Consider the following 18,929-nt stretch of genomic DNA (forward strand, 5'->3'; position numbering starts at 1 on the left):
GATTAAAGAGATCGACAAAGACACATACGTAATTCCATTTTTGATTGACTCTTACGTATGTCAAATCGCTTACGATTGCTGTCATTTCTTTTTCCTGGCTGAACTCACGCTTCAGTTCGTTTTTCTGTTCGGATTCATTACAGGATTTCGCATGTGGCTTAAATTGAGCTACTGTATATGAAGACACAAGACCCTGCTCCTGCATAATGCGCCCAATTCTTCTTCTTGAAACGATGAGACCGCGTTTCTTTAATTCTATTTTGATTTTACGTGTCCCATAATTTTGACGGCTGGCATGAAAAATGTCGATTACATCGGAGGTAATATTATCCTCTGGGTTTCTTTCTTTTGCTTCATAATAATAGCTGCTTCTAGGGATTTGTAGGACTTTGCACATTGCTGATATCGAGTATTTGTTTTGGTTATTCTTGATTACATTTACTTTCGTCCTAGTATCAGCGCGGCTTGCTTTAAAATGTCATTTTCCATTTCTAGTTGCTTGTTTCTCTTACGGAGTTCAATCAGTTCCGTTTGTTCACCTGTTAAATTGTCTTTTTCCTTAAAAGAACCAGAGTTCTGACTCTGATTCACCCACTTATCAAATGATGAAGGAGTAAGGTCATACTCACGAATAATCTCTTTTCTTGGTTTCCCATTTTGGTACAACTGCACGATCTGTTGTTTGAAATCTTCAGTAAATGTTCGCCGTTCTCTTTTGGCCATGTAGATTCTCCTCTAATGTGTTATCTGTAGTCTACTTGACCTTAAAAATTCTGTCCAACTAAGTGTAGCCTGTTCAAAAACGTTGATTTGGCGGGACCGCCTGGGAATCGAACCCAGCTGACCACACACGGTGGTCACAAGCGGTTTTGAAGACCGTGGAGGGCACCAGCACCCCAATCAGCCCCGTAAAGACTCTTCTTATTATAAGGGCAAAAACAGCTGCTTTCAAGACTAATGCTTACTTTCTTGTCGAAAAGGTGGACAAGGATTATAATAGGGACAGGAAAATATGTTTGTAGGTGAAGGAAATGCAACTTGAAGGCTGGTTTTTGTGGTTTATTTTATTCTGGGTTGTGATTCTGGTTTCGTTTTTTGCAATCGGCGGCTTTTTTATGTTCCGGAAGTTTTTGAAACGGATGCCGAAAGAGGATGGCAAATCGGATTTGGATTGGGAAGAGCATTATGTGAACGAGACGCGCCACCTTTGGCAGCAGGAGGAGAAGGATTTGCTGGAGGATCTGGTAAGCCCGGTTCCTGAGCTGTTCAGGGATGTTGCAAGAATGAAGATTGCCGGGAAGATTGGCGAGCTTGCCTTAAAGGAAAAGGCAACAAAGATTGACCAGGACCTTTTGATTCGGGGATATATCTTAGCAACTCCAAAACGGGATCACAAATTCCTGCGCAAAAAATTAACAGAGAAGCAGATAAGTATGACGCCATATGAGCATCTGTTTTAGGCCATTTCGGGTAACCGAAATGGTTTTTTATTTACAAAGTATGAAAGCTTATTGATGATATTGGCACCTGTATTATTAAAGCAGAAGGCGCGAGATCCTCGAAAATTTATTCGCATTTTCTTACGACGAAGTATTTACTCAAGGATGATAATTCAACGTCCTGCGGGAAGCGCAAGTCAAAGAGAGCCCCCCAGGCGCGGATACGCTGAGCAGAGGCTCCCGGACCGCCCGCAGTTCGCTGAGCGCCTTCAGCAGAAATCAACAGGCCAATGCGTAAGTAAAAAAGCTACCGAACCCATGCCCGGCAGCTTCCATCTTATATAGTCGTCTTCGGATTCCCCGCTCCATACAATTCCTGATGCAGCTTGCGATAATTCAAATACATCGCAATCCTCCAAGGCACAATCATGGAAAAAGCAAGTATCCAGAACATGCCGCTCAGTTCTCCATAGTCGATCGTGGAGCTGAGGACCAATTTTCCGATAATCCGAATCACAAGCAATCCTATTAGGATAAAAGCAAATGCTTTAGAACGCTTTAGGTAGATTTCGTTGTCCCTGATTTCAAAGGAAGATGTTTTAATCAGCAGGATGGAAAACAGCATTCCCACTGTAGCAGCTTCCAGTATCTCCATTGGAGTTACGCGGAAATATGGGAAGACAAACATGAGCGCACCTGTGCTCATGAAAATCGGCGGCAAGATGATTTTCTTGGCGGAAGCCGGCTTTTTGGCTGCCTTCATGCGGATGAACATCGCGAAGATTGCCATAAAAACGGCACCGATTGATGAAATTAATACAAAGTCCATTCGATTTCATCCTCTATTTCATTAGATTCCTCTACCTATTATATCTTAATGGGCTTGATTTAGGTACACTTAAGGCAATTTGTTCATATAAAAAAGCTAACTCCATCTGATACCCGGACACATCCTTATGTCCAGGGTACCTGAGTCAGCTTCTTAGCTTAATACCCGATTAACCGCTTCCAGTACTCGGCCTTCATCAAAAGGCTTAACAATAAAGTCCTTTGCGCCTGCTTCAATGGACTCGACCACTACCTTCTGCTGGCCCATCGCAGAGCACATGATGACTTTTGCGCTTGGATTTTTCTTTTTTATTTCCTTCATGGCATCCAGTCCGCTCATTTCAGGCATAGTGATATCCATCATGACGAGATCCGGCTGCAGATTTCCATACAGTTCTACGGCTTCCCTGCCGTTCTCCCCTTCTCCCACTATCTCATGGCCGGCTTTTTTTAAAATCGTGCCAAGAGTGACTCTCATAAACTTTGCATCATCGACTAATAAAATTCTTCCCACCGCTTTTCCCCCTTGCACTGCATTGGAACCCTTATCTCTATTATACTTCTATCATAGTAAAAAATACCCAAAAAGCCAACTATAAAAAACTATCATCTAGCAAAAATGGATGATTTCCATATAAATACAATCATCCACGCTGAAAGAACACATCTTACAATATAGCGAAATATCAGATAAATTTCAATTTAAAGAATACGACAAATTTCGACCGATCCCTAGCCCTTTTTACTTATATCAAAAAAGCAGCACATTCGCAATATGAATGTGCTGCTTCATTTTAAAAACCCATAAACCCGCCGAATAACGGAGATAAAACCGCGATGATTTTTGTCATCCAGTCAAAGAACAGGACAACACCCATGATCATCATTAACACGCCGCCGATTTTCATAATCTTGGCGCTGTTTCGCTTGATCCACTGCATTCTTCCAATAAAGAATGAAAGAACAAAGAATGGAATAGCAAATCCAAGAATATAAGCAATCATATAAACCATTGCTGAGTTTGGATTTGTTACAGCTAATGACCACACAGCTCCCAGGATGGGGCCGGTACAAGGAGTCCAGCCAGCTGCGAAAGCCATGCCAATTAGCGTTGATCCAAGAAGACCTGATGGACGGTTCTTGAATTCAAAACGCCTTTCCTTCATTAGAAATTCCGGTTTAATAACACCCACAATCAATAATCCAAAGAAGAAGACAAAAATGGCTCCGATTTGCCTGATTAAGTCCTGGTATTGATAGAAAAACTGGCCGAGCAAGGTTGTGCCAAACCCAATTGCAATAAAGATCGCTGAAAAACCAAGCAGGAAGAATAATGTATGCAGCATGCTCCGCCTTTGCAGCATCGCATTCTCTTCTTTAATCTCCCCTACTGACATTCCTGTAATATAAGATAAGAACGCTGGATATAATGGCAGGCAGCAAGGAGAAACAAAACTTAAGAAACCTGCTCCTAACGCAATAAATACATTTAAATCCGTCATAGTCACAACTCCTGATACACATTCGTTCCTATTTATTCTAACAAATCCCTATTTGAAAAGATATTGGATAGAATGTGAACGTTTTGTGTCCTAATTAATACTCCTATAAGTATACTGTTGAATTAGATTTTTTAAATAGCTGTATTAAAGCAATGTTGATTTATAGCACCCTGTTGATTGAAGCAGAAGGCAAGAGACTCCTGCGGGAGAAGCAAGTCAAAGAGAGAGCCCGCTAACGCGAAAGCGACGAGGAGGCTCCCTGACCGCCCACGGAAAGCGAGTACTGGAGCGGAGATTAGCAGGCCTATGTAACAGAGACAATATATCCTAAATTTATAAGCCCCACTGAAACTCCCTTACATCTCTGGAAAAAATCCCTAAACAAGCCTATAATAAACAATATTAACTTTCAACATAAAACATGTTTTTTTAATGTAAATGTTATTAAAGTTTAAAAGAAGTTTCTTTTGAATTAATTACCATAATTCGATATACTATAGTATATCTTAACAAATTCTGTTATTATCTTTCAGCATTTAACATGGAACATAATTGGCAGCTGAATTGTACATAATGTAACGAGAAACCACCAGAGAGGAATTATTGGCCATGTGTAAACAAGAACTGCTTACATTGATTGAACAGAAGAGAACAGAATTAATTAAAGTGGCCATGAAAAGCGGCTTAAACTCTTCGGCGGCAATCCGGTACAGTCAGGAACTTGATGCCCTATTAAATGAATACAATCGTACCTTTATAAAAAAAGTGCAGACACAATAATAAACTTTTCCGCTATGCCAATCACTTCAATAAACGATTCGCAATAGCAAGAAGAAAGCTCGCCACATGATGGCGAGCTTTTCTTTTTCCCTTGGACCGCTTCCTGATAAATAACACTTGTCATGGAGCAAACTATTTATTAATCACAATCGTCAATTTATAGTTCGCATGCTTATTCAAGTCTATCAAAAATTGATCCAGCCGTTCATTGGATGGAAATTTGCATTCAAGAAGATAACAGCCATCACCGCTGATTTTATAGTTATTGATTATGTATTCTGCCTGTTCCTTTATATAAGTTAAATAAGGTCGGTGATCAGGGCTTTGTGTATAGATATTGATGAAAGCATGGATAGAATATCCAAGCTTTGCTTGATTCAATTTAATGGTATATCCCTCAATAATGCCATGATCCTCTAATTTTTCCACTCGGGCTGCTGCTGCCTGCCCAGTCAAATGGACTTTCTCACCCAATTCCTTCATTGTTATACGGCTGTTCTCTGAGAGGACTACCAAGATTCGCCGATCCGTGTTATCTAACATGTATTCAACTCCTTTCATAAATCAAGTCAAACGGCAAAAAGACTTGATTTATTCTATGTAATTGTCAATTGGTCATAGTATAAACTATATGTAAATCCAAGAAAAGGAGTTAATAACTATGAATTTACAACATATACGTAATGCAACACTAGTTGTCCAATATGCAGGGAAAAAGTTTTTAATTGACCCCTTTTTGGCAGATAAGGGGACTTACCCGCCATTCCCCAATTCATTAAGGCAAGACCAGAATAATCCTTTAGTGGAATTGCCAATATCCATTGATAACATAATTGCTAATATAGATGCTGTCATTTTAACACACTTGCATTTAGATCACTGGGATGATACAGCCAAAGGTGCGCTGCCTAAGGATATAAAAATGTTTGTGCAAAATGAAGAAGATGCTAGAGAAGTTAAAAAGGACGGCTTTCAAAATGTAGAAGTTTTACAGGAAGATTCAGTCTTTGAAGATATTCAGCTAATCAAAACCAAAGGGGAGCATGGAAGAGGAGAAATATTAAAACTAGCTGGTCAAGTTTGTGGTGTTGTCTTTAAACACCCGAATGAAAAAACTCTATATGTGGCTGGGGATACAGTTTGGTACGAAGCTGTTCGGGAAACTATTAAAACACACAAACCAGAAATAATTGTCGTAAATGGCGGGGATAATCAATTCCATGAAGGCGGTTCCCTCGTCATGGGAAAAGAGGATATCTATGAAGTGTGCAACGCTGCCCCTAACGCCAGGATTATTTCTGTCCATATGGAAGCCGTCAATCATTGGACATTATCAAGGGAAGAATTAAAGAGCTTTATAAATGAAAAAGGAATTTCTACTGTTTTAATCCCGGATGATGGAGAATCATATTCGTTTTAAGATAGAAAAGACGTGTGAGCACTCACACGTCTTTTCCGATTTATTATCCAACTGCATCCTCCACTTTATCAGCAGAACCATTCTGCAGCAGGTACATTTTATGATACAAGCCACGCTTGGCAAGCAGCTCTTGATGAGTACCTCTTTCAACGATTTCCCCTTGATGAAGAACCAAGATTAGCTCTGCATCCTGAATCGTAGACAAACGGTGGGCAATCGCAATTGTCGTGCGGCCCTTTCGCATTTTTTCCAATGCAATTTGGATCGCTTCTTCCGTTTCTGTATCAATATTCGCAGTTGCTTCGTCCAGGACCAGAATTTTAGGGTTTGCGGCAATCGTTCTCGCAAAGGCGATCAGCTGCCTTTGCCCGCTTGAAAAAGTAGACCCGCGTTCCACCACCTGATGATCATAGCCATCCTCCAATTTATCAATAAACGTATGTGCCTGAACAAATTTGGCTGCTGCATCTATCTCTTCATCGGTCATGTCCTTATTATGAAGCTTGATGTTATCCTTAATTGTTCCGTAAAAAAGAAACGGATCCTGAAGAACAAGCCCCATTTTTGTCCGCAGCTCATCCTTTGGATAGGATTTAATGCTTTTTCCATCTATTAAAATATCGCCGCGCTCATATTCATAGAAGCGCATCATTATATTAATGATGGAGCTTTTGCCGCTGCCTGTATGGCCAACGAGGGCGATGGTTTCTCCCGGCTTCGCTGTAAACGAAATATTTTTTAAGACATCCCGTTTGCCGTCATAAGAAAAGCTGAGGTTACGGAACTCAATTTCCCCATCCTTGATTTCGACAGCACTCTGATCCTCCTGTGCCGGTGCAAGCTCCTTTTCATCCAATAGCGCAAAAGCCCGTGAAGCCGCAATGATAGCCTGCTGATACATGGAAAGCCTCATCATAATCTGGTTCACCGGCTCAAAGAACCGGTCCAAATAGCTGACAAACGCATAAAGGACCCCAATCTCAATCGGGCTATTAAAGGAAGAAATCCCAAAGAAGCTCAATACAATGATCAGTGCCAGCACATAGACAAGATCAATGGCAGGCCGCAGGAGCAGCCCATCCATTTTGATATTCCGCATCCCGGCATTATAATGCTGCTCATTAATATCGCCAAATTCCTTCCGCAGCCTTTTTTCCTGCCTGAACACCTGAATGATTGACATCCCCTGCAATGATTCGCTCAGCTTCGCGTTTAGCTGGCTCAGCCTTTCCCTTAAATCCTTATAAAAAACGGAACTATATTTCCGATACGTTCTCATAATCATAAAAAGAATCGGCAAAATGACCAGACAGAACAATGCAAGCTTTACATTTAAAATAAACATCGCCACAAAGATCCCCGTCAGAAGGAAGGCTCCCTGTATAAATGTGACCAATACACTGACGAACATATCTTTGATGGCTTCCGTATCATTCGTAACCCTTGAAACAATGCTTCCTGCAGGCGTTTTATCGAAGTATTTTAAGCCCAATGACTGTACTTTTGAAAAAACGTCAACACGCAGCTGCTGGATGATTTTTAAGGCGATCTCCTGGAACTTCAGCAGCTGAAAATAGGAAACAAGCACATTCATGATTTGAATACCCAGGTAGGCTGCACCCAAAGCAAATAACGGCTCAAAGGCCAGATTTCTGGGTGTTAAATAATCGTCAATAAAGATTTTGACCAGAATCGGTCCCAGTATGTCTCCTATCGTTGTTAACAGGAGCAAACTGAAAGCGAGCAAGATGGTCTTCTTATGCGGTTTTGTATAAGAGAGCAGCCGGAACAGGACCTTCCTCTGCTCTTTCCCTTTCATTACTGGTGTTTTTTCCATATTCTTATCCCCCATGCTCCACAAGCTCTTCCAACTGCTGGCGCAAATACATATTCTTATACCAGCCTTCTTCAGTCATCAATTCATCATGCGTTCCCCGCTGGACGATTCTTCCTTCATCCAGTACCAGTATGAGATTTGCATGCTGGATGGCACTCAGGCGATGAGCCGTAATGATTGTTGTTTTGCCTTCACGCTCATCTTTTAATGCAGTGAGGATAGCTTCCTCTGTCTTGGCATCAACCGCAGAAAGGGAATCATCCAAAATCAGCACTTCCGGATTCATCAGCAATGCTCTCGCAATGGAAATCCGCTGTTTTTGTCCGCCGGAAAGGGATACCCCTCTCTCCCCAACAACCGTTTGATATCCGTCTGTAAATTCAAGAATATCATCATGGATGTTTGCAAGTTTAGCTGCAGCATAGATTTCCTCAACCTCGGCATCCGGCCTTGTAAACGCAATATTATCAGCAACGGTGGCAGAAAACAGAAAGTGCTCCTGCGGCACATAGCCAATCGCTTCCCTCAGCTTCTCCATTTTATAGCGGTCAATAGGGTGTCCTGCAAAAAGGATTTCTCCTTTATAGCCTTCAAATTCACGAATGAAAAGTTTAAGCAGAGTTGTTTTACCAGCACCGGTTTTACCGACAATTCCAAGAGTCTCTCCTCTTCGCAGCCTAAAATAAATTTCCTTAAGCATTTCTTCATTTTCTCCCGGATAAGCGAATTCTTCAATCTTGTATTCAATATCTCCGCTTGGCACTTCATTAATGCCAGCCTGATCATCTTTAATCTCAATTTTTTCTGCAAGCAGACCAGAAACACGATCATAAGAAGCACGGCCTCTTTCAACGATATTGAACAGCCATCCAAAAGCAAGCATTGGCCAAATCAGCAGCCCAAGATAAGTTGTAAATGAAACAAGCTGCCCGATCGTCAATTCTCCTGCCAATACATATCTGGATCCAAAGGCAATGGATAGAAAGAAAGAGATCCCGACAATGATGGAGATGGTAGGATCGAATAAAGAATCCACTCTGGCAACAGAGATATTCTTCTGAACCACATCTTCAGACTGCTTGCGGAAATCTTCAATATCTTCTTTTTCCTGGCCAAAAGTTTTAATAACTTTAATCCCGGACACACTCTCCTGCGTTTTATCATTCAGTGATGAAAATGCCTCCTGCGCCTTGTGGAAACGTTTATGCAGGAGCGACCCATACCAGCTTGTCAGCAGTGCCATGAATGGCATTGGAATCAGACTGATCAGCGTTAGCTTCCAGCTGATCGTGGTAGCCATGGCGATGATAACGAACCCGCCTGTTGCCAAGGAATCCACAAATGTCAGAACCCCTGCTCCCGCAGTCTGCTGTATGGCCTGTAGATCGTTGGTCGCATGGGCCATCAAATCGCCAACCCGCTTTTTCTGGTAAAAAGACTGCGACATATTAGTAAAGTGATGGTAAAGCTTGTTTCTCAATAACTTGGACAACTTAACGGCAGAGCCGAAAATCATGATGCGCCAATAATATCGCAGCGCATACATCATGAGCGCAACAGCAGCCAGGAGCCCAATCCACATCAATAATGTTTGCCCTGTCAGCTCTCCATTTTTTATTGAGTCGACCACAATTCCGACAACCCTAGGCGGAACCAGCTGCAGCAGCGCCACAAACAATAGGAGAATAATGCCGTTCACATACGCCTTTTTCTCCTGTTTAAAAAACCACATCAAATCCAAAAAGACCTTCATATAAATTTCCTCCGAAAACCGTAACATAATAATAGCTTAAATAGTTTATCAAATATTTCAAAAATAAGGAAGATTTTTATTGGCAAAGAAAAAGCACCCTGGTGGATGCTTATTGTCCTAATGCTTCAATTCGGTTCATCAGACTGGTTACTTCATTAATCGTGATAAAGAGCTCGGAGTTCTCCAGCTTATCCAGTGCCAGGTTCCCGCTCTCTAAAACATTATTAATTTCTGCAAGCAGCGCTTCATTTTGATTCACTAATTCCTGATGGACATCTTCAGCTAAAGCTGGGACATCCTTCAATGCAATGAATTCCTCTACATCCTGTTTAAGAGTAATCAATCGGTCCTCAAGCTCTTGTTTTAACGCTGGATCTGCCGCTGCTTCCTTCAGCATCTGCGGCGCCTCATCAGCAAAGTCATTTAAAGTATTTATATGCTCTGTCGCCTGATTTACATAATCAACGGAATTATTCACTTCCCCTAAAAACGAACAGCCGCTTAATAGCATCGTGATAGCAAGGAGTCCTGTTAAAAGATATTTTTTCATTAGCGCTTCCCCTTCTTTATTTTGTCATAATACCTTTACGATTGGCTAAGTGTAAGGTTTCAATTTGAGCATAAAAAAACCACCTTTCTGCTTTTTCAGAAAAGTGGCTTTGGATGGGATGCTTAGTCCTGATTACTTGCCAGTCTGCTTGTTCATGGCATTCATCATTTGGTTGATCTTCTTTTGTGAAGGCTTCATGCCCATTTGCATCATCATCATTTTAAGCATTTGTTCGTTAATTGGCGGATTTTTCTCTAGGTAGCTCATCATGTATTTTCGAGCAATGAAAAATCCTAGTGCTACACCAGCAAGAAGCGCCAGTATACCGACTAGAATGTACATCCACATAAGTTACTTCCTCCTTCATGTTGTCTATCATACAGTGTACTAGACCAAAGGCTATTATACAATATTTGCTTCATTTTTTCTCTGATTTTAGACGAATTTTCTTTCTTTTATGGGTTTTAGCCAGCCATAGCGCTGATGCTGGAGGTCAATAGCCAGGAAGGAAGACTCGCTTTTTCGGAGCACCTCGAAAAAAACCGTCTCAGCCTCATAGCTGCCCGCCGCTTCTAAAACCAGGCACCGATCAAATATTTCAAGCTTCGCCCTGCTTCTTTTGCTCATCTCTATATAGTATGCACCATTTTCTCTTAAAAAGCCCTTTTTTCGCTGAAGCTGCTGATGAATATATTGATGTAATTTTAATCCCGGTATTGGTTTTGTGACAAAATCGATCTGTTTGGAAAGAATAGACTTCATTTCACCGGTCGAATGCTCATGCTCCTCAAACAACTGAAAAAACATCCGCTCTCTTCCAAAATAATGAGACGCAAACTCATCTTCTATTAAATACAATTGATAAGCTCTCATTGGCCCCTCCTTCCGGGACGATCCATTTCTTTCAATTATAAAAAAACAAAAATAAGGAATGTGTCTGAAGATGTAAAAAACTTTCACTAATTTTGTCGAATGCGTGCAATTCGGTTCATTATGAGGATTCTTGGTGAGAGAATAAATGATGTTATTGAGAGATTGACTGTTTTTGTTGATTAAGTTGGAAACTAGATATATTATGCTGATTTCCGGGAGAAACTTTGTGGGTAATCCTGCTGATTGGGGATTATGGGGGTTTTTTGGCTATTTTCGGTTCCATTATCAGCTCTGATTGCCACTTCTTTTTAGAAAAATGTCATGAATTCTATATGACGGCCTTTTTACCTGACTTATTTCCCTTTGAGGCTTCATGAACGCTACATGACGACCTTTTTCTCTGACTCCCCTCCTTTTCCGGCTTCATGAACACTCTATGGCGACCTTTTTCTCTGGCTCCTCCCCTTTTCCGGCTTCCTGAACACGCCATGGCGACTTTTTTCTCTGGCTCCTCTCCTTTTCCGGCTTCATGAACGCTTCATGGCGACTTTTTTCTCTGGCTCCTCTCCTTTTCCGGCTTCATGAACCTTCCATAGCGACTTTTTTCTCTGGCTCCTCTCCTTTTCCGGCTTCATGAACCCTCCATGACGACCTTTTTCTCTGGCTCCTCCCCTTTTCCGGCTTCATGAACCCTCCATGGCGACCTTTTTCTCTGGCTCCTCTCCTTTTCCGGCTTCATGAACGCTTCATGATGACCTTTTCTTTGACTCCTCTTCGTCTGCGGCTTTATGAAAGCCCCATGAATAGCTCAATAAAACTATATTCCACTCCCAAACAAAATCGAGTAGAGGGAAAATAAATTTGTTTTATTTTCGCCCCTCTCACAACACCGTACGTACGGTTCGCGTATACGGCGTTTCAATTTATATTGCAGTGTGTACTTTTAGGTAATGTTCTAGCGCAGAGGGGAGTCCCCTCTGCTGTAGTCTTTTGTTTGAGATAGCTCTTTGGACGACTTTCGATAATCCTGTATACCGGTAACCTTTTCGACAGAAAGTTAATCCTTTTGCTTCTTCTTTCGGAATCCCGAGCTGAATAAGCGATTTGATTTGCTTTTTCGGTATCTTCCATTGCTTCCAGATGATTACCCTAATTCTGGAGCGAAGCTTCTGATCTATTTTTTGAGTCACTACTTTCATATTTGCAATCCTGAAGTAATTTACCCATCCGAATATGACCTGTTTCAGTTTCAATATTCTATAGTCCAGAGAAACACCCCAGTTTCGCTTTGTCAGTCTTCGAAGTTTTCTTTGAAATTTCTGTATTGAAATTGGATGGGGTTTTACTTGATATCTCTTATTTTTGGTGTCGTAATAATAAGCGAATCCTAAGAACTTTAGTTCTTTTGGACGAGAGATTTTACTCTTCTCTACGTTAACTATTAGTCCCAATTTATTTTCTATAAACTTCACGATAGATTTCATTACTCTTTCCGCTGCTTTCTCGCTCTTTACAAAAATGAGGGAATCATCAGCGTATCTCACGAATCGCAATTCTCTACTACCTAGTTCTTTATCAAGTTCATTTAACATAATGTTACTCAATAATGGGCTGAGGTTACCTCCTTGCGGAGTCCCAACTGGTGTTTCTTCATAATTTCCATTCACCATAACACCACTAACTAAGTATTTTCTGATTAGCGAAATAACGTCTCCATCATCTATTGTCTTGGCAATAAGCCGCATGAGTTTATCGTGGTGGACCGTATCGAAGAATCTTTCAAGGTCAATATCTACTACCCAATCATTTCCATCATTTAGAAATTCCAAACTTTTTATAATCGGTCTGAAGCCGTAACTGAATTCGCTGAACTGCTCTTCAAATATCGGGCTGAGCACTTGATGAATAGCTTGTTGAACTACTCTATCCACTACTGTTGGTATTCCCAATTTGCGCATCTTTCCATTTTCTTTTGGGATTTCCACTCTTAAGGCAGCTTGTGGTTGGTATTTTCTTGTTCTGATGCGCTTGCGAAGCTCATCCTTGTTCTCATTCAGATATTTCTTCAGCTCGTCGACTGTTACTCCGTCGACACCACTTGCACCTTTATTTCTATAGACACGCAAGTAGGCTTCATTCATATTTTGATTACTTAGAATCTGTTCTAAAAGTTCCACACTCGTTTCTCCTTCCCTCTCACGTAGTAAGTGATAGCTCCATTTTGATTTATCCTTTGAGATACGCTCATACTTTCACCATTAACACATTCGGAGTACGTCACTTACGCATTCGTGGGGTTGAAACACTATAAATTGTTCAGCCCTTCATGAATTTGTTCCATTACTATGGCTTCTGCTGACTTCTTGCGATTAACCTTTTTCGACTGTACTTTTGTACATCCGCAAGACCTCCCAGGGTAAGACACCTATCTTTCCTCTTTTACTCGTCTGATTTACTCTACAAAGTTACGTACATCTTTAGGACTTTGATTTGTTGTGGAATCTCATCCCTTTATAGAGCCTTAGTATCAGATTTCTGTTCGTCGAGCCAAGATTTTATTCCACGCTTCCTCCAGCCCTTGCCTCACGGTAAGTACCCTGCGCTTCCTTAGTGGTTGGTTGATGTATACCCCCACAGTGGACTTTCACCACCTAGATAGTTGCCATGCCTGGCACACACAAAAAAAGAAGAGCCTCTCAGCTCTCCCTCTTAATTCAAAAAATTATCCCTGCAGCAATGCTTTCACACGTGCTACAACGTTTTCTACAGTAAAGCCGTATTCTGCCATAATCTTTTCTCCAGGTGCAGATGCTCCGAATGTATCGATGGCAAGAACGTCACCTTCGTCTCCTGCATAGCGGTGCCAGCCAAGAGAAGATCCCATTTCAATGGCAAGTCTCTTCTTAACAGTCTTAGGAATTACGCTTTCTTTATACTCTTTTGATTGAGCTTCGAAGCGGTCCCAAGCAGGCATGCTGACCACAGATGCATGGATGCCTTCACCTTCAAGAACTTTTTGAGCTTCAACAGCCAGGCCAACTTCAGATCCTGCAGCTAGCAATAGGACATCTGCCTTGCCGTTTGCCACCGGTGATACAACATAAGCACCTTTCTGAACGCCTTCGTATGCCGCTGCATCTGTTCCTTTTAATGTAGGAAGGTTTTGGCGAGTCAATACTAATGCAGTTGGCTTGTTTGTTGATTCGATGGCTGTTTTCCATGCAGCTGCTGTTTCATTTCCGTCAGCAGGGCGGACAACAGAGATGTTAGGCATTGCACGCAATGCGGCAAGCTGTTCAACCGGCTCATGTGTAGGGCCGTCTTCTCCAACAGCGATACTGTCATGTGTGAATACATATGTTACAGGCAGATTCATAAGTGCAGCCAGACGAATAGCCGGACGTAGGTAATCAGAGAATACAAAGAATGTTCCGCCGAATACTTTTAATCCGCCATGAAGGGCCATGCCATTAAGCGCAGCGCCCATTGCAAATTCACGGACACCGAACCAGATGTTGCGGCCTTCAAATGATTCAGGAGTGAAGTCGCCTGTGCCCTTAATCATTGTTTTGTTGGATCCTGCTAGGTCAGCAGAACCGCCAAAGAATGAAGGAAGATTTTGAGCGATTGCATTTAGCACTTCTCCAGAAGAAGCACGGCTAGCAAGACTCTTTCCTTCTTCATATACAGGAATGTCTTTATCCCATCCTTCAGGTAGCTCGCCATTAATTGCCTGTTCCAGCTGCTTTCCTAACTCAGGGTGCGCTTCTTTATATTGAGCAAAAAGGTCTTCCCATTCCTGCTGCTTTTTCGCGCCATTTTCAGCAACTTGCTGTTTGAAGTGATCATATACTTCCTGTGGTACATGGAAGTCTTCTTCGAAAGTCCACTTATAAGCTTCCTTTGTTAGCTTAAGTTCGTCAGCACCAAGCGGAGCACCGTGCACATCAGATTTACCTGATTTGTTTGGTGAACCGTAGCCAATTACTGTTTTAACCTCGATCATTGTTGGACGGTTTTCGTCTTGCTTCGCTTCTTCAATGGCTTTTGCAATTTCATGAAGATCGTTGCCATCTTCTACGCGGATGTATTGCCAGCCATAAGATTTGAAGCGCTGCTCTACACTTTCAGAGAAGGACTTGTCCAGGTCTCCATCAAGCGAGATATCATTTGAATCATAAAGAACAACCAATCTGCCAAGTTTTAAATGCCCTGCAAGGGAAGCAGCTTCCGCAGAAACACCTTCCATAAGATCTCCGTCTCCGCAAATGCTGTATGTATAGTGGTCAACCACATTGAAATTGTCTTTATTGTAAGTTGCAGCCAGGTGGCGTTCTGCCATAGCCATACCAACAGCCATCGCAATACCTTGTCCTAATGGGCCTGTTGTGGCGTCAACGCCAGGTGTGTGTCCATACTCAGGATGACCAGGAGTTTTGCTTCCCCATTGTCTAAATTCTTTGATGTCATCCATAGATACATCATAGCCAGAAAGATGAAGCAGGCTATATAAAAGCATTGATCCATGTCCCGCTGAAAGGACGAAACGATCACGGTTGAACCACTCAGGGTTTTTCGGATTATGGTTCATGAAGCGTGTCCAAAGTGTATAAGCCATTGGCGCTGCCCCCATCGGCATGCCAGGATGGCCGGAATTCGCCTTTTCAATAGCATCAATTGATAAAGTACGAATGGAACTGATGGAAAGTTCATCTGTTTGATTAAACATTCAATACATCCTTTCGAGAGTAATTATTACTCTTTTAATATTATAGGGTGTCTGTTTTTTTCACAACCAGTAGGGTTAGAAAAAGATATAAAATGCCGGTTTGTTTACTATTTTGACACAAACAGGGCCGGCATATGTAAGAAAAGCGGAGGCTGCCGGCATTTAGCCTAACAAAATCATCTTCGCTTTCTATTAAAAGAAGGAATACATAAAAGTGTATCCCTAACAATTACAATATTAATGAAGGCGGTTTTTATTTTGGTATTCTTTCAGCTTTTTCGGAGTTACGTCATTCCCTTTCGGATCAACAATCGTAACGCCTTTTAGCGTGTTTAGCATCGAAGAACGGAATGTCTCCAAATATTCCTTGCGAAGAGACGTCTGTTCTTTCGCTTCTTCTTCTGTTAAACGGGATTCTTTCGCCTTCTTTGCCAGTTCATTAATTCGTGCAAGTTTTTCTTTTGGCAGCATGCTTAAGCTCCTTTATATCAAAAGTTTACCCTTGGATACTCTATTGAAGAAAATATTATTATACAACAAGCATCAAGTAAAAACTATACTGAAACTTAAATGCCATCATACTAAAAAAGAGCACTTTTGACAAGTAAAGTGCTCTACTCTTCTTCTGCTAGTGATTCAACATATTCCTTATATCTTCTATGTACGGTCGCTTTGGAAATATTATAGCCAAATCCTCTTAAGGTTGCAGCAATTTCTGCAAAGGTGAGGTCATTTTTTCGGAGTCGAACAATCTCCTCGATCGGCACTTCAATCCTCTCCCTGCCAGCATTTACGCCTTGGTTGCTCAGGTTTTTTTCTGGACGGTACCCTTTATCCACCGCTCTTTGCATGCCTCGCTTGATTTTTATATTATGCAGCTTTCTTTGATACTCTTCCACCATGCCGACAATGCTCAAAACCATAGAATCCGATTCAGAAAGCTGAAGCTGCCCGTTATTAGAGATGCTATAAAGCAGGACCTCTTCTTTTAGGATGCAATGCAGAATAGCTATCTTTGCATTGCCGCGCCCAAGCCTTGTTTCATCCTGGATCAGGACGACATTTACATCTTTTTCTTTTATTAAATCAAGAAGTTCCAGTATTCCATCTCTTTCAAGATCATAGCCGCTTGCCTGTTCACGGATCACTTTAACTACTTCAAAATGATTCTTTTTTGCCAGATTCAGCAGCTCTTCTTCCTGCCTGGATAGAGAGGTTTCCTGCGTATCCTTTGTTGTGCTTACCCTGCAGTAAATGATTGCTTTCATAATTTCTCCTAACATACTATTTATCTAGATCGGAACTGGCAAGCTCTGTAAATGGTTCGGATTCAACCGCTTTAACGGGAATGACAATTTCATCTCCCGGAAAAATTCTTCCGCCTGCAATTCCGTTGTTTTGTTCAACCCAGATGATAAACTCATCTGCTGACATTGAATGTTCCTCTGAAAAGTCCTTAGCGATGGCCCATAATGAATCACCTTCCGAAACCGTAACGGTAACAAAATTATCACTTTCCGGCGTTTCCGTTTGCACTACTAAAATGAAAGATGCAGCCAAGCTTAAAACGAAAAGAATAATAGCATATGAATAGGAACTCCACAATTTTTTCATCATAATATAACACCTCTTTTAGAATGTATGTTCGCATTTGTTGTTTTTATTATAGACCGAACATTTGTTTTGTGTCAACAAAAATTCGAACTTATGTTTGTATGTGCTGGTAATTGATGCTATAATAAGGACAAGAAAATCATATGAGGTGCGTTAAAGATGGTGAAATTATCTAAAAGGCAGCAAGATATATTAGAGTTTATTAAAGAAGAAGTTAAACTTAGAGGCTATCCGCCTTCTGTTCGAGAGATTGGAGAAGCTGTCGGGCTCGCATCAAGCTCCACTGTTCATGGGCATCTTGCAAGGCTCGAGAGCAAAGGATTAATCCGAAGAGACCCTACCAAGCCGCGAGCTATTGAGATTTTGGATTTAGACGAGTCCTCACATATCCCAAAAGTGAATGCTGTGAATGTGCCGATTGTAGGTAAGGTTACAGCAGGCCAGCCTATTACAGCAATTGAGAATGTTGAAGAATACTTCCCTCTTCCTGAAAGGATGGCTCCAGCTGATGAGCATGTTTTCATGCTTGAGATTATGGGAGATAGTATGATTGAAGCTGGTATTCTTGACGGAGACTATGTAATTGTTAAACAGCAAAGCACAGCCAATAATGGAGATATCGTGGTTGCCATGACAGAAGAGGATGAAGCGACAGTCAAGAGATTTTTCAAAGAAAAAGATTACATTCGCCTTCAGCCTGAAAACTCCACAATGGAACCTATCATCCTTCGAAATGTTTCCATCCTGGGTAAAGTTATTGGTGTATACCGCCACTTACATTAAAATAGATGTACAAAAAGCAAGCATATTTGTTTGCTTTTTATTTTTGTCAAAAATAAAACAGGAACAGGCCTTATTACCTGGTGCTATGAACAAATTCATACAATAGTATCAGTTACCTTTCATTTGGAAGGAAGTTACAGTAATGTTTAACTATTTATGATTCAGAAAATTCGGTATTTTTATGCATACTAATTAATATCACTTTCCTATATAATGGTAATACACCGAGAATCAACCTAAGGTCGCTTGTCCAAAATCTCGACTTTAGGAGTGTGAAGAAAAAATGTTTTTGAACATTACCTTCGCTTTGTTGATTGGTGGGCTGGTTGGTGTCGTTGGACATATTCGGAAAGAAGGAAAAATGGTAAAACCTCGCAAGACTAAGAAATTCATCTATCTTGGGGTTCTGGAAGAAGTGATCATGGGGGCTTTGGCGGCTGTTTTTTTGGTCGTATCTTCAGATCCTGAATCAACTTTAAAGGTTGTACTCCTTTCGGTTATTGCAGGATTTGGAGGAGATGCACTGCTGACATGTCTCGAATTCTTAAAGATCAGGCATAAAGAATAGAGGGATGCAGGAAAATTAAATATAGACAAAACCTCGTTCACTAATCTGTACGGGGTTTTTTGTGTTACTTTTCTCATTGAATCACTGTGCTTTCCTATTACAAATTCCGGTAATCAATGATTTTTCATCCATTTTATGATATTATTTCAACTGGGCAAATTTCACGAAAGTGGGAGACGCAAAGCCACGGGCCTAAAGCGATAAAAAGTCATGGCAGCCGGGCTGCATTTTAAAAATAAATACCTTCCAATTT

General features: G+C 41.2%; 19 protein-coding genes, 1 tRNA gene, 1 pseudogene and 1 riboswitch. Of the genes and pseudogenes, 5 read left to right on the forward strand and 16 right to left on the reverse strand.

Annotation, left to right across the window (positions count from 1 at the left end; translation table 11 throughout):
- Positions 1 to 729: pseudogene (locus L634_RS34365) on the reverse strand (IS3 family transposase); the annotation flags it as partial.
- An 82-nt stretch (positions 730 to 811) separates the two neighbouring features.
- Positions 812 to 908, reverse strand: a tRNA-Sec gene (locus L634_RS33465).
- A gap of 123 nt (positions 909 to 1,031) precedes the next feature.
- On the opposite strand from L634_RS33465, the gene L634_RS0115985 reads away from it, so the two are divergent.
- Positions 1,032 to 1,460, forward strand: coding sequence for a DUF2621 domain-containing protein (locus tag L634_RS0115985; protein WP_034262786.1), 429 nt, complete (start codon positions 1,032 to 1,034; stop codon positions 1,458 to 1,460).
- 316 nt (positions 1,461 to 1,776) lie between these two features.
- On the opposite strand, the gene L634_RS0115990 is transcribed toward L634_RS0115985, so the two are convergent.
- The 3 genes from L634_RS0115990 to L634_RS0116000 form a co-directional block, all read right to left on the reverse strand.
- Positions 1,777 to 2,268, reverse strand: a complete 492-nt coding sequence (locus L634_RS0115990; RefSeq protein WP_026583309.1) for a CcdC family protein — start codon at positions 2,266 to 2,268, stop codon at positions 1,777 to 1,779.
- Between the two features lie 153 nt (positions 2,269 to 2,421).
- A complete protein-coding gene (locus L634_RS0115995; protein WP_026583310.1) occupies positions 2,422 to 2,781 on the reverse strand; it encodes a response regulator in 360 nt (119 codons plus the stop codon).
- Between the two features lie 280 nt (positions 2,782 to 3,061).
- Positions 3,062 to 3,769 (reverse strand): cytochrome c biogenesis CcdA family protein, encoded by a 708-nt coding sequence (locus L634_RS0116000; RefSeq protein ID WP_026583311.1) that lies wholly within the window; start codon positions 3,767 to 3,769, stop codon positions 3,062 to 3,064.
- Positions 3,770 to 4,378: 609 nt separating this feature from the next.
- Here L634_RS0116000 and L634_RS31280 point away from each other — a divergent pair.
- On the forward strand, positions 4,379 to 4,549 hold the full coding sequence (locus L634_RS31280) for an aspartyl-phosphate phosphatase Spo0E family protein (protein ID WP_034262790.1): 171 nt from the start codon (positions 4,379 to 4,381) through the stop codon (positions 4,547 to 4,549).
- A 132-nt stretch (positions 4,550 to 4,681) separates the two neighbouring features.
- On the opposite strand, the gene L634_RS0116010 is transcribed toward L634_RS31280, so the two are convergent.
- Positions 4,682 to 5,092 carry an Lrp/AsnC family transcriptional regulator gene (locus L634_RS0116010; RefSeq protein ID WP_026583312.1) on the reverse strand — a complete coding sequence of 137 codons (411 nt, stop codon included), beginning with the start codon at positions 5,090 to 5,092 and terminating at the stop codon, positions 4,682 to 4,684.
- A 118-nt stretch (positions 5,093 to 5,210) separates the two neighbouring features.
- Between L634_RS0116010 and L634_RS0116015 the strand changes: the two genes are divergently transcribed.
- Positions 5,211 to 5,969 carry an MBL fold metallo-hydrolase gene (locus tag L634_RS0116015; protein WP_026583313.1) on the forward strand — a complete coding sequence of 253 codons (759 nt, stop codon included), beginning with the start codon at positions 5,211 to 5,213 and terminating at the stop codon, positions 5,967 to 5,969.
- A gap of 43 nt (positions 5,970 to 6,012) precedes the next feature.
- On the opposite strand, the gene L634_RS0116020 is transcribed toward L634_RS0116015, so the two are convergent.
- The 10 genes from L634_RS0116020 to yneA all read right to left on the reverse strand — a co-directional run bounded on the left by L634_RS0116020 (position 6,013) and on the right by yneA (position 17,328).
- Positions 6,013 to 7,806 carry an ABC transporter ATP-binding protein gene (locus tag L634_RS0116020; RefSeq protein ID WP_026583314.1) on the reverse strand — a complete coding sequence of 598 codons (1,794 nt, stop codon included), beginning with the start codon at positions 7,804 to 7,806 and terminating at the stop codon, positions 6,013 to 6,015.
- A gap of 4 nt (positions 7,807 to 7,810) precedes the next feature.
- Positions 7,811 to 9,559, reverse strand: coding sequence for an ABC transporter transmembrane domain-containing protein (locus tag L634_RS0116025; RefSeq protein ID WP_026583315.1), 1,749 nt, complete (start codon positions 9,557 to 9,559; stop codon positions 7,811 to 7,813).
- A 109-nt stretch (positions 9,560 to 9,668) separates the two neighbouring features.
- A complete protein-coding gene (locus L634_RS0116030; RefSeq protein WP_026583316.1) occupies positions 9,669 to 10,109 on the reverse strand; it encodes a DUF6376 family protein in 441 nt (146 codons plus the stop codon).
- Positions 10,110 to 10,241: 132 nt separating this feature from the next.
- A complete protein-coding gene (locus L634_RS0116035) occupies positions 10,242 to 10,457 on the reverse strand; it encodes a YneF family protein (protein ID WP_026583317.1) in 216 nt (71 codons plus the stop codon).
- Positions 10,458 to 10,544: 87 nt separating this feature from the next.
- Positions 10,545 to 10,982 (reverse strand): sporulation inhibitor of replication protein SirA, encoded by a 438-nt coding sequence (sirA, locus tag L634_RS0116040; RefSeq protein WP_026583318.1) that lies wholly within the window; start codon positions 10,980 to 10,982, stop codon positions 10,545 to 10,547.
- 923 nt (positions 10,983 to 11,905) lie between these two features.
- On the reverse strand, positions 11,906 to 13,159 hold the full coding sequence (gene ltrA / locus L634_RS0116065) for a group II intron reverse transcriptase/maturase (RefSeq protein WP_026583319.1): 1,254 nt from the start codon (positions 13,157 to 13,159) through the stop codon (positions 11,906 to 11,908).
- A gap of 545 nt (positions 13,160 to 13,704) precedes the next feature.
- Positions 13,705 to 15,711: a transketolase gene (tkt, locus tag L634_RS0116070; protein ID WP_026583320.1), complete on the reverse strand. Its 2,007-nt coding sequence runs from the start codon at positions 15,709 to 15,711 to the stop codon at positions 13,705 to 13,707.
- 237 nt (positions 15,712 to 15,948) lie between these two features.
- Entirely contained in the window at positions 15,949 to 16,182 is a 234-nt protein-coding gene (locus tag L634_RS0116075; protein ID WP_026583321.1) for a DUF896 domain-containing protein, read from the reverse strand.
- 143 nt (positions 16,183 to 16,325) lie between these two features.
- Entirely contained in the window at positions 16,326 to 16,979 is a 654-nt protein-coding gene (locus L634_RS0116080; protein ID WP_026583322.1) for a YneB family resolvase-like protein, read from the reverse strand.
- 16 nt (positions 16,980 to 16,995) lie between these two features.
- Positions 16,996 to 17,328 carry a cell division suppressor protein YneA gene (yneA, locus tag L634_RS0116085; protein WP_034262792.1) on the reverse strand — a complete coding sequence of 111 codons (333 nt, stop codon included), beginning with the start codon at positions 17,326 to 17,328 and terminating at the stop codon, positions 16,996 to 16,998.
- A 156-nt stretch (positions 17,329 to 17,484) separates the two neighbouring features.
- Between yneA and lexA the strand changes: the two genes are divergently transcribed.
- Both lexA and L634_RS0116095 read left to right on the forward strand, forming a co-directional pair.
- Positions 17,485 to 18,108, forward strand: a complete 624-nt coding sequence (gene lexA / locus L634_RS0116090; protein WP_026583324.1) for a transcriptional repressor LexA — start codon at positions 17,485 to 17,487, stop codon at positions 18,106 to 18,108.
- Positions 18,109 to 18,391: 283 nt separating this feature from the next.
- Entirely contained in the window at positions 18,392 to 18,676 is a 285-nt protein-coding gene (locus tag L634_RS0116095) for a DUF4257 domain-containing protein (RefSeq protein WP_026583325.1), read from the forward strand.
- 143 nt (positions 18,677 to 18,819) lie between these two features.
- Positions 18,820 to 18,906, forward strand: a riboswitch (cyclic di-GMP riboswitch).
- Positions 18,907 to 18,929: the final 23 nt, after the last annotated feature.

It is taken from the genome of Bacillus sp. J33 (assembly GCF_000518885.1).
Lineage (GTDB): Bacteria > Bacillota > Bacilli > Bacillales > Cytobacillaceae > Cytobacillus.